The 11341-nt window shown below is 65.6% G+C and carries 7 protein-coding genes, 1 tRNA gene and 1 rRNA gene; 6 read left to right on the forward strand and 3 right to left on the reverse strand.

Features of this window, described 5'->3' with window-relative positions:
• Nucleotides 1–3: 3 nt before the first annotated feature.
• Entirely contained in the window at nt 4–1221 is a 1218-nt protein-coding gene (locus U1763_RS12040; RefSeq protein WP_332755391.1) for an MFS transporter, read from the reverse strand.
• Between the two features lie 280 nt (nt 1222–1501).
• Between U1763_RS12040 and U1763_RS12045 the strand changes: the two genes are divergently transcribed.
• From U1763_RS12045 to U1763_RS12070, 6 genes are all read left to right on the forward strand, one after another.
• The gene (locus tag U1763_RS12045; protein ID WP_332755392.1) at nt 1502–4552 is read left to right on the forward strand and encodes a TonB-dependent receptor; all 3051 of its coding nucleotides are present in this window, start codon (nt 1502–1504) and stop codon (nt 4550–4552) included.
• A 316-nt stretch (nt 4553–4868) separates the two neighbouring features.
• Complete coding sequence (locus U1763_RS12050) at nt 4869–6449, forward strand: tryptophan halogenase family protein (protein WP_332755393.1); 1581 nt, start codon at nt 4869–4871, stop codon at nt 6447–6449.
• Nucleotides 6449–7159, forward strand: a complete 711-nt coding sequence (locus U1763_RS12055) for a SapC family protein (RefSeq protein WP_332755394.1) — start codon at nt 6449–6451, stop codon at nt 7157–7159. Before U1763_RS12050 ends, U1763_RS12055 begins: the two co-directional genes overlap by 1 nt.
• Nucleotides 7152–8183 carry a cupin-like domain-containing protein gene (locus tag U1763_RS12060; RefSeq protein ID WP_332755395.1) on the forward strand — a complete coding sequence of 344 codons (1032 nt, stop codon included), beginning with the start codon at nt 7152–7154 and terminating at the stop codon, nt 8181–8183. The genes U1763_RS12055 and U1763_RS12060 overlap by 8 nt, the downstream gene beginning before the upstream one ends.
• Nucleotides 8180–9691 carry a tryptophan halogenase family protein gene (locus tag U1763_RS12065; protein ID WP_332755396.1) on the forward strand — a complete coding sequence of 504 codons (1512 nt, stop codon included), beginning with the start codon at nt 8180–8182 and terminating at the stop codon, nt 9689–9691. Before U1763_RS12060 ends, U1763_RS12065 begins: the two co-directional genes overlap by 4 nt.
• A 10-nt stretch (nt 9692–9701) precedes the next feature.
• On the forward strand, nt 9702–10748 hold the full coding sequence (locus U1763_RS12070) for a LacI family DNA-binding transcriptional regulator (RefSeq protein ID WP_332755397.1): 1047 nt from the start codon (nt 9702–9704) through the stop codon (nt 10746–10748).
• Nucleotides 10749–10839: 91 nt separating this feature from the next.
• Here the strand turns inward: U1763_RS12070 and U1763_RS12075 are convergent.
• Together U1763_RS12075 and rrf are read right to left on the reverse strand one after the other, a co-directional pair.
• Nucleotides 10840–10916, reverse strand: a tRNA-Met gene (locus U1763_RS12075).
• An 82-nt stretch (nt 10917–10998) separates the two neighbouring features.
• Nucleotides 10999–11113, reverse strand: a 5S ribosomal RNA gene (gene rrf / locus U1763_RS12080).
• Nucleotides 11114–11341: the final 228 nt, after the last annotated feature.

An 11341-nucleotide genomic window follows, 5' to 3' on the forward strand; every position in this document is an offset into this window, starting at 1 on the left:
CCTTCACCGGCGGCCCTGTGCGAAAAGGATGACCAGCCCGCCGCATAGCGTCAGTGCGGCGAGCACCAGCATCACCCCGTCGAAGTCGGTCGGCGTGGCAAGTGCCCAGGTCAGCGTCGGTCCCAGCAGGCCGGGCAGCGTGTTGGTCAGGTTGAGCAACCCGAGATCGCGGCCACGATGGCGGGGGTCGGGCAACAGTTGCATCGCGAATGACGCGTGGAGCGCCAGAAACACCGACGTCCCGGTGCTGTAGACGCAGAACGCGACCGCACCGCCCGTGAAGCTCTGCGCGCCCGCCATTCCCACCAGTCCGGCAGCCGCGACGACGGTTGCCGCGAAGAGAAACGGCTTGGTCCGACCCGAACGATCGGCAAGACGACCGACGAAGACCGCAATCGGCAGCGGCACCGAATAGGCGACGATCATCACCGTTCCCATCCGCGCCGCGATCGTCGCTGGTGCGACTGTCGGCGCGACGCTTTCGAGATAGTAGAAGAGATAGACGAACAGCGCGCTGCCCGCGATCTGGACGAACAACCGCGCGGTCCAGGCCAGCGCCAGGTCGCGCCGTAGCACCGCCCTCGCCGGCCGTGGCGGATCGTCCGGCACCACCGGCTGCGCGTGCTGCAGCAACAGAGGCATCGTACAGGCGACCACTACGAGTGGCACGATCGCCAGCCGCGCCGTCTCGCCGAGCAGGGCGGTTGCCATCAACGCCGCCGCCAGCGCCGCGGCGACCGGGCTTGCCACCGCGAGCAGACCGCCGGCTAGCCCCTTCTGCGCATCGGGCACCTCGTCGGCCATGATCGCCAGCAGCGGCGCGAGCACTGCGTTCACCGCGACCTGGAACGTCACAACCGACAGGATAAGACCGGTCGACGACGTCGCCGCGCCGATCGCCGCATAGGAAAGCGTCGTGGCGACGAGCCCGCCGGCGAGCCACCTGCGACGCCCGCCGCCGTGGGCCACCGATCGGTCGCTCAGCCAACCGAACGCGATGTTGGCGACGCTGGCCGAAAGCGCGCCCGCAACCACGATCATGGTGAGGACGCCCAGCCGCCCTGCCCCGGCGACGGCAGCGACCTTGATCGGCAACAGCAACGTCAAGAACGGCAGGTAGCCGATGACTCCACCGACATAAGCGAGCGCGAAAACCAGCAGAAAGCCGGTTGACCGACGGTCGGGTAGCGGCGCGGTCGGGAGAGCGGGATGGCGCGCCATTGCGCTGTTCCTAGGCCGCGCGATACCAGCAGGGCAACCTCCGTCCGTCGCCAACACGGTCGTCTCTGAGGCCCTTGGCGCGACGCATTGCATCGCCGCACGACCCGACGCGCAGCCCCTTCGAACCGCGACGTGTTGCAGCGCGGACACTATATTCAACATAATTTGTGAACGTTCACAACGGTAGCGCTACCGTGCTTGACACACTGTGACGGACAGAGAATGTGAACGTTCACGGGGAAGGCGCAGCTCATAGCGCTGTCTACAGGGGAGGACTATCATGCGTGGCTTCACAGCTCGCTCGCTTTCGCGTTTCGTCATCGGCACTTCGGTACTGGCCTTAGTCGGCCTGCCCGGCATCGCCATGGCGCAGGACGCTGCCGCAACCGTCGGCAATCCAGGCTCTTCGGACATCGCACCGCAGGCCACCCCCACCGGTCCGAACGAGGCCACCGACGATATCGTCGTCACCGGCATCCGCGCGTCGCTGCGCGAGGCGATCGACATCAAGCGCAATGGCCAGGGCGTGGTCGACGCGATCTCGTCCGAGGATATCGGCAAGTTCCCCGACACCAACCTCGCCGAGTCGCTCCAGCGCATCACCGGCGTGTCGATCGACCGCTCGAACGGTGAAGGCTCGACCGTCACGGTCCGCGGCTTCGGCCCGGAATATAACCTCGTCACGCTCAACGGCCGCCAGATGCCGACCTCGACGCTCGGCGACGGCGCCAGCGCGCCCGCCTCGCGCTCGTTCGACTTCGCCAACCTCGCCTCCGAAGGCGTCGCCGCGGTCGAGGTCTACAAGACCGGTCGCGCCGCCGTGCCCTCGGGCGGCATCGGCTCGACGATCAACATCCGCACCCCGCGCCCGCTCGACAAGCCGGGCACGCGCGGCAGCATCGCCGCCAAGGGCGTGCTCGACAGCTCGCGCAACGGCAAGGACCAGATCACGCCGGAAGTGTCGGGCATCCTGTCCACCACCTTCGCCGACGACCGGATCGGTATCCTGTTCAGCGGCGCGTATCAGCGGCGCAAGGCGAGCAACAACTCGGCCAGCGTCGGCTTCCGCGACGGGTTCCTGGGGGCTGAGAATAACTGGGGCACGCTGGCACAGCCCGGCACGCCGGGCGCCGCCAACATCACCAACCGCCCCGGCCCGACCGATGTCTATGAGATCCCGCAGAGCGCCGCCTACGACGTCATCGACATCGACCGCGAGCGCATCAACGGCCAGCTGGTCCTTCAGGCCAAGCCGACCGACACGCTGACGGCGACGCTCGACCTCACCTATTCGAGCAACAAGGTCGAGGTGCGCGACAGCAGCGTCGGCATCTGGTTCAACTTCGGCGACACGCGCAGCGCATGGACCAACGGGCCGGCAGCCGGTCCGGTCTTCTATTCGGAGAATTTCGCGCCGGGCAAGGATCTGTCGTACAGCAGCTCGCTGACCGCGAACAAATCCGAGAACAAGTCGATCGGCGGGAACCTGACCTGGGAAGCGCCCGGCAACGTCACGATGTCGCTCGACGCGCATCACTCGACCGCGGTATCGAAGCCGACGAACGATTACGGCAGCAGCACGTCGATCGGCGGCGCGATCTTCGGCGTCCAGTCTCAGACCGTCAATTTCGAGAACGACCTGCCGATCATCTCGTACCAGATGTACCCCGGCATCGACCCGCTGAACGCGTCGTTGATCACGCCGACCGGCAACGCGTTCCGCAACGCGTATTTCAAGGACGAGATCAACCAGCTCCAGCTGAAGGGGCATTACGACCACGACGGCGATTTCCTCGACAGCATCGACTGGGGCTTCTCGTACGTCAACAACAAGGTCCGCTCGGCCTACGGCTTCATCCAGAACGAGACCTGGGGCGGGATCGATCCGCGCGGCGCGGCGGCCGGTGCAGCGGCGGTTCCCGACGATTTTTTCAACCTCACCAGCATCCCCGACAAGTTCAAGGGTGTCTCAGGCGCCAACAATCCGGCGATCCCGCAGTCGATCTACACGTTCAATTTCGAGCAGATGGCCGAACTGCTGCGGTCGCAGTATAATATCTGCAGCGCCCCACAGACCGGTACCGCCGCGCCTGGCACGTGCCTTGCCAACTACACCAATGATCGCCGCATCCGCGAGCGGACGATCTCGCCCTACATCCAGTTCAACGGCAAGTTCGACGTCTTCGATCGACCCGCGCACATCATCGGTGGCGTCCGCTACGACGAGACACAGGTGAACTCATCGGCGCTGGTGCCGATCCCGACGGGCACGCGATGGACCGGGGCGAACGAATTCGCCCTGACCTATGCGGCCAACGCCGCGTTCACGACGCTCAAGGGCCGCTATCACAACTGGCTGCCCGCGGTCGATTTCGACATCGAACCGGTCCGCAACGTCAAGCTGCGCGCGTCGTACAGCCACACCATCACGCGCGCGGATTACGGCAGCCTCCAGGGCGGCCTGAACATCGACTCCAACCCGCGGATCGGTGGCGGCACCGGCAGCCAGGGCAACCCGAACCTGATCCCGTACAAGTCGAAGAACATCGATCTGTCCGCGGAATGGTATTACGGTCGCGAAAGCTATGTTTCGGTCGGGTATTTCACCAAGGACGTGCAGAACTTCATCGGCACGACGCAGATCAACACGCCGGCATTCGACCTGCGCAATCCAGGTTCGGGCCCGCGCTATCGTCAGGCGGTGGCGGCACTCGGATCGACCGACAACAATCTGGTGCGCGATTACATCCTGCGCAACTTCCCGGCCTCGTCGCAGGTCACGGGGACGAGCGATGCGGGGCTGCTGACGGGCAATATCTTCGGCCTGCCGCAGGACGATCTGTTCAACTTCCAGGTGAGCCAGCCGTTCAACAGCGACCAGACGGCCAACATCAACGGCTGGGAATTCGCGATCCAGCACCGCTTGTGGGAAACCGGGTTCGGCGTCATCCTGAACTACACGATCGTCAACGGCGACGCGAAGTACGACAACGCGCTCGATCCGAATATCGGCCAGTTCGCGCTGACCGGGCTCAGCGACAGCGCCAACGCGGTCGGCTATTACGACAAGAACGGCTTCCAGGCGCGTGTCGCGTATAACTGGCGCGGGCAATTCTACGCCGGCGGCGCGTTCGACCCGACCTATGTCGAAGCGTACGGCCAGGTCGATGCGAGCGCGAGCGTCCAGATGACCAAGGGGCTGGCGGTGTTCGGCGAGGTCATCAACCTCACCGGCCAAGGACGTCGCGGGCATCGTCGCTCGGACAATTTCGTAACCTTCGCGCAGCCGGGCTACGCACGCTACTCGGCCGGCCTCCGCTTCAACTTCTGAGGAGCACGATCCTCCCCCGCAAGGGGGAGGTGGCTGGCCCTGGCCAGACGGAGGGGGAGGAAAGGGTAACAGCGGTTCCGTGTTGCTCCCCCTCCGTCGCCTACGGCGCCACCTCCCCCTGGCGGGGGAGGATTGCAGGGTATGGACGCGCCCCAAACCGCTCCGTCATCCTGACGAAAGTCAGGATCCAGGGTGGTAGAGGGTCGTCTTACGGTACTCCGGCCCCTGACTTTCGTCGGGATGACGGTCAAGGATGGCGCTCCTCCCGCCGACGGAGCAAGTTGGCATGCGGAAACAGGGAAACAGGCAGCAGACGATGGCCACGAATACCGGCCCCGAATTAGCGACCGACCACCCGATCACGAACATCGTGATCGTCGGGGGCGGTACGGCCGGTTGGCTCGCCGCCTGCCTGATCGCCGCCCGCACCGATCGCGGCGCCGCACACCCCCTCGAGGTAACCCTGATCGAGTCCCCCGACGTCGCGACGATCGGCGTCGGCGAAGGCACATGGCCGACGATGCGCCGCACGCTCGAACGCATCGGTATTGCCGAGACCGACTTCCTCCTCGCCTGCGACGCATCGTTCAAACAGGGATCGCGGTTCGACGGCTGGCGGACCGGCGCGCCCGACGACAGCTATCTCCACCCCTTCACCGCACCCGTTGACGGCGACCCGCGCGACATCGTCGCAGCCTGGGCCGAGCATGGCGGTCAGTTCGCGAACAGTGTCGGCGCGCAAGGCGAGATTTGCCACCGCGACCTCGCGCCCCGCCAGCGGGCGATGCCCGACTACGCGGGCACGCTGAACTATGCCTATCACCTCGACGCGGGCAAGCTGGCCGCGCTGCTGACGCGCCACGCAACCGAGCGGCTCGGTGTCCGCCACGTCCGCGACCACGTCGTCGGCATCGACAGCACCGAGCACGGCGACATCGCCGCGGTCAGCACGCGCGTGTCGGGTGCGATCGCGGGCGACCTGTTCCTCGACTGCACAGGCCACGCCGCGCTGCTGATCGGCGGCCATTACGGCATCGCCACGATCGACCGCGGCGGCGAGCTGTTCAACGATCGCGCGCTGGCGGTGCAGATGCCGGTCGCGCCCCACAGCGCGATCGCCTCGCAGACCAACGCCACCGCGCACGCCGCGGGCTGGATCTGGGACATCGGCCTGCCGACCCGACGCGGGATCGGCTGCGTCTATTCCTCCGCGCATCTGAGCGACGACGCCGCGGCCGAGACGCTTGAGCGCTATATCCGCACCACCGCGCCCGACGCCGCATTACCCATTTTCCGCCAGCTCAAGTTCCAGTCGCGTCACCGCGCGCGGTTCTGGGAACGCAACTGCCTCGCGGTCGGGCTGTCCGCCGGGTTCCTGGAACCGCTCGAAGCCTCGGCGATCGTCCTGATCGAATTGTCGCTCGATGCTTTGCTCGACAATTTCCCCGCGACGCGGCGCGCGATGGATATTCACGCGACGCGCTTCAACACGCTGTTCCGCTACCGCTGGGACCGGATCGTCGAGTTCCTGAAGCTGCATTACGTGCTCAGCGAGCGCGACGAACCCTATTGGCTAGATCACCGCGACGCCGCATCGATCCCGCCGCGCCTCGCCGAACTGCTGACGCTCTGGCGGCACCAACCGCCGTCGCGCGCCGATTTCCCGATGATCGACGAGATCTTCCCGGCCGCGAGCTATCAATATGTCCTGTACGGGATGGGCTTCCCCGTGCCGACCCGCGGACCGATCGCCACGGCCGACCGGGCGCGGACGGAAACCTTGCTGGCGCAGGTCGATCAGCGCAAGCGTATGCTCGCCGCTGGCCTGCCTACCAACCGTGCCTATCTCGATGCCCTGCGGCATGCGACCGCCCCTGCCATGGAATTGTCAGCCTGATGTCCGACCACGTCATCCTCACTGCCGAAGATCACCGCGACCTTCGTATCCGTACAGAACGCGCCCCCGAACTTGGCGACGCGGTGATGACGTGCATCACCGTCCCGAGCGAGTTCCGGCGGGTCCAGACGCACTATCCGATCCTGTTCCAGCTCGACGCGGAGCGCGACAGCTTCACCGCGCTGGCGATGTTCGGGTTCGAGCCGGGCGAGAACCTGTTCCTGACCGACGCCGGATGGGACGCGCGCTATCGTCCGCTCGCGATCGACAGCCAGCCGTTCCTGGTCGGGCGCGGCGCCGGCGACGTCCGCCAGGTCCATATCGACATGGCAAGCCCGCGGATCGGGGCGGACGAAGGCATGCGCGTGTTCGACGATACGGGCCGACCGACGCCGTATCTCGAACGGATCGCTGATCAGCTCCGTGCGCTCGACACCGACTATGTCGCGTCCGCGGATTTCTTCGCCGCATTGCGCCGCTACGAGCTGCTCGAACCACTGACGCTCGATGTCACGCTCGACGACGGCGCGAAGAACCGGCTGGTGGGCTATCACGTGATCGACGAGAACCGGCTGGCCGCGCTCGACGGCGCTACGGTAGCGGACCTGCACGCTGGCGGGCACATGATGCCGATCTTCATGGCGCTCGCCTCGCTCGGCAACATCGGCGATCTCGTCGCGCGGAAGAACCGGCGGATGACGCGTGGCTGACGCGGAGCCCGGTATCTTCGCGACCATGCCGCGCATCCGCGAGATCGTCATCCGCGATGCCACGGACCTGGACGTGCATCTGCGCGAGGAGACCACGCCGTTCATCGTGCGCGGGCTGATCTCCGACTGGCCGATGGTCCGCGCCGGACTGCAATCCGCGAAGGCCGCACGCGACTATATCCAGGCCCACGCGCGCGACCTCCCTTTCGCAGTTTCAGTCGCGATGCCCGACAGCGGCGGCCGATTGTTCTACGACGCGGCGCACGCGATGAACTTCCAGATGCTGCGCGCGAAGTTGCCCGAAATCTTCGCACGGATCGACGCCAACGAAGGCGCCGCCGACGCGCACGCCATCTATCTCGCCTCGATCGACATGCACCAGTTCTTCGCCGGACTCCACGAGGCGAACCATGTCGAGTTAGGCGACCGGACGCCGCTCGCCAGCATCTGGATGGGCACCCGCACGCGGATCGCGGCGCACAACGATGTCCCCGACAACCTCGCCTGCGTGGCGGTCGGCCGGCGACGCTTCACGGTCTTTCCGCGCGATCAGTTCCGCAATCTCTACCTCGGCCCGGTCGACAACACGCCAGCGGGCCGCGCGGTCAGCATGGTCGATTTCCACGCCCCCGACTTCGCCGCGTACCCTCGTTTCCGACAGGCGCTGGAGCACGGCCAGGTCGCGGAACTGGAGCCGGGCGACGCGCTCTACATCCCAGCGATGTGGTGGCACCACGTCGAGGGGCTGTCCGACTTCAACGTGCTGGTAAATTACTGGTGGCGCGAGACGCCGCGGTGGCTCGGCCAGCCGCAGGATGCGCTGAACCACGCGATGTTGGCGATCCGCGATCTCCCCGCCGACGAGAAGGCACACTGGCGCGAGATGTTCGATCATTACGTCTTCGCCAACGGCCCCGAGGTCGTCGACCATATCCCCGAAGCCGCACGCGGCGTGCTCGCGCCGCTCACCACCGACACCGCGGGTCGCCTCCGCGCCTTCCTCCTGAGAGCGCTCAGCCGATGAAAAACACACCTGTTCGCCGCGTCGTAATCGCCGGGGGCGGCACGGCCGGCTGGATGGCGGCCGCGGCGATCGCCCGCACGATGGGCAGCACGATCGAGCTCACGCTGATCGAATCCGACGCGATCGGCACGGTCGGCGTGGGGGAATCGACGATCCCGCCGATGATCACGTTCAACCGCCTGCTCGGGATCAACGAAGCCGAGTTCATGCGCGAGACGCAGGCGACGTTCAAACTCGGTATCCTGTTCGACGACTGGAAGGACCGCGGCGAAAGCTATTTCCACTCGTTCGGGATCACCGGCAAGGATCACTGGTCCGCCGGCTTCCAGCATTTCTGGCTGCACGGCCTGACCAAGGGGCACGACCAGCCCTATGACGATTATTGCCTTGAACTGCGCGCGGCGTTGCAGGGCAAGTTCGCGCATCTGCCCGACGAGCGGATGAACTATGCATATCAGCTCGATTCGACGCGCTACGCGAAATATCTGCGCGGGATGGCCGAAGCCGACGGCACGCGACGCCTCGAAGGCAAGATCGCGCAGGTCGAACTGAACGGCGAAAGCGGCGACATCGCCGCGCTGGTGCTCGAATCCGGTGCGCGGATCGAAGGCGACCTGTTCCTCGACTGCACCGGCTTTCGCGCGTTGCTGATCGAGGGCGCGCTGCACGCCGGGTTCGACGACTGGACGCATTACCTGCCGTGCGATTCCGCGATCGCGATCCAGACCGAGAGCGTGCGACCTGCTTTGCCCTATACGCGGGCAATGGCGCACGACGCGGGCTGGCAGTGGCGCATCCCGCTCCAGCATCGCACCGGCAACGGCATCGTCTATTGCAGCCGCTATCTCGACCGCGACGCGGCGCTCGACCGGCTGCTCGGCAATATCGAGGGCAAGACGCTGACTGAGCCGAACGTAATCCGTTTCGTGACGGGTGCACGGCGGCAGCAATGGCATCGCAACTGCATCGCGATCGGGCTGTCGGGCGGGTTCATGGAGCCGCTCGAATCGACCAGCATCCACCTGATCCAGCGCGCCGTGCTGCGGTTGCTGCGGCTGTTCCCGTCGGGTGCGGTGTCGCCGCGCGATGTCGCCGAGTTCAACGACCAGCAGCATACCGACATGCTGCAGATCCGCGATTTCCTGATCCTGCACTACAAGGCGACGAACCGCCGCGACAGCGCGTTCTGGCGGCAATGTGCAGCGATGCCGATCCCCGCCTCGCTCGAACAGAAGATCGAGCTGTTCCGCGAGACCGGCCGCGTGTTTCGCAAGAACGAGGAGCTGTTCGCGGAAAACAGCTGGGTACAGGTGATGCTCGGCCAGGGGATCGTGCCGCGGAGCTATCACCCGATCGCGACCAAGCTACGCGACGAGGAGCTGGCGCGACTGCTCGGCGGCCTGCGCGACGGCACCAATGCGACCGTCGCCGGGCTGCCCGAGCACGCCGCCTATGTCGCGCGCTACTGCGGCACCGCCCCCACTCCCTCGCCCGTCCTCGCAGCCTGAATTCAGACGCATGGCACGGCGACGTCAGGCGGTAACGATCAAGCATGTCGCGGCGGATGCAGGCGTTTCGCTGCAAACCGTCAGTCGCGTCGTCAACAAGGACTCGGGCGTGCGCCCCGAGATGATGCGCCGCGTCCAGGCGTCGATCGACAAGCTCGGCTATGTTCCGTCGATCGCCGCGCAGCGCATGGGCGGGTCGCGCTCGTATCTGATCCTCGCGCTCAACGACCGCGAGCGAACCATTGCCGACTGGCGCGCGCGACAGGGCACCGACTGGTTCGACCAGATGATGCTGGGCGGCATGCTCACCTGTGCCGAGCACGGCTACCGCCTGATCGTCGAGCTGGTCGACACGCATAGCGACCATATCGAGCGCGAGCTCCAGGCCGCGATCGCCGCGCTGCAGCCCGATGGCGTGATCCTGACGCCGCCGCATTCGGGCAATCCGCTGATCATCAACTTGCTCGAGGCCCACGGCATCAGCTTTGCACGGATCGGCTCGCTGACCGACGGGCCGGGCCTCCGACTGATCATGGACGATACGCGAGCGGCGCGGATCGCGACCGAGCATTTGCTCGAACTCGGCCACCAGCGCATCGGCTTCATCGCTGGGCCGGCAGACTATGAACTCAGCGCGTGGCGGGTCGATGGCCGGCGCGCGGCGATGCAGGCGACGGGAGTCGCATGCGATGATCTGTTGGCGGTGGGCGACTTCAGCCACGCGTCGGGACGCGCGGCGGCGATGCAGCTGCTGGCGCTGGCCGAGCCCCCGACCGCGATCATCGCGAGCAACGATCAGATGACGCTTGCGACGCTCGAATTGGCGCGCGAGCGTGATTTGGCAATCCCTCGCGACTTGTCACTGATCAGCTTCGACGACACGCCGATCATTCGTCTGGCGCATCCGCCACTGACCGCGATCGTCCAGCCGATCGCCGAAGTTACCGCGCGGGCGGTCGCACTGATCATCGCGGATCTCGACGCCCGACTGGCAACGACCACTCCCGTGACAGTTCCTGCGGTGCTGACCTTACGCCATTCGACATCCGCACCTTAACGGGGGCCTGTACGCATGCTGGAGTTTGCGAGCGGTGCGTGTGGGGCAGACACGACAAAGCCCCGCTTTGTGGGCGGGGCTATTATAGTGGTGGTTGCGGGGACAGGATTTGAACCTGTGACCTTCAGGTTATGAGCCTGACGAGCTACCGGGCTGCTCCACCCCGCGACGTTCGCTTTCGCGAAGGGGTATGAGACATGGTGAATGGGTTTTGAGCGTTCCGTTTGCGTATTGCCGCACGGGCTTCAATGCCTGGCGACGACCTACTCTTCCATCGCTTGAGCGATAGTACCATTGGCGCAGTCGGGTTTCACGGCCGAGTTCGGAATGGGATCGGGTGGGACACCGACGCTATAGCCACCAGGCAATGGAGCCGGTGCGACGATACGTTGGGGAATGCTTTGGGTACCCCGTCGGCGCTTTCGCTGGGACGGGGTTTTAAAATCGATACCGTGCAAGGTTTGTAGTGGTATTCAACCAATCCCTCGACGGCGAGGGGATTGGCAATCTGGCGTTCGACTTGTTTCATCCGCACCGTAACAATGGCTAGCTGGTTGCCCAGTGTTGTCATTGATGGTGTGAGACTCTCAAGC

This window comes from Sphingomonas sorbitolis, from assembly GCF_036663875.1.
GTDB lineage: Bacteria > Pseudomonadota > Alphaproteobacteria > Sphingomonadales > Sphingomonadaceae > Sphingomonas.

Coding starts and splice junctions, on each gene's coding strand:
- U1763_RS12040 (WP_332755391.1), bottom strand. CDS start 1,221: ATGGCGCGCCATCCCGCTCTCCCGACCGCGCCGCTACCCGACCGTCGG.
- U1763_RS12070 (WP_332755397.1), top strand. CDS start 9,702: ATGGCACGGCGACGTCAGGCGGTAACGATCAAGCATGTCGCGGCGGAT.
- U1763_RS12065 (WP_332755396.1), top strand. CDS start 8,180: ATGAAAAACACACCTGTTCGCCGCGTCGTAATCGCCGGGGGCGGCACG.
- U1763_RS12050 (WP_332755393.1), top strand. CDS start 4,869: ATGGCCACGAATACCGGCCCCGAATTAGCGACCGACCACCCGATCACG.
- U1763_RS12055 (WP_332755394.1), top strand. CDS start 6,449: ATGTCCGACCACGTCATCCTCACTGCCGAAGATCACCGCGACCTTCGT.
- U1763_RS12045 (WP_332755392.1), top strand. CDS start 1,502: ATGCGTGGCTTCACAGCTCGCTCGCTTTCGCGTTTCGTCATCGGCACT.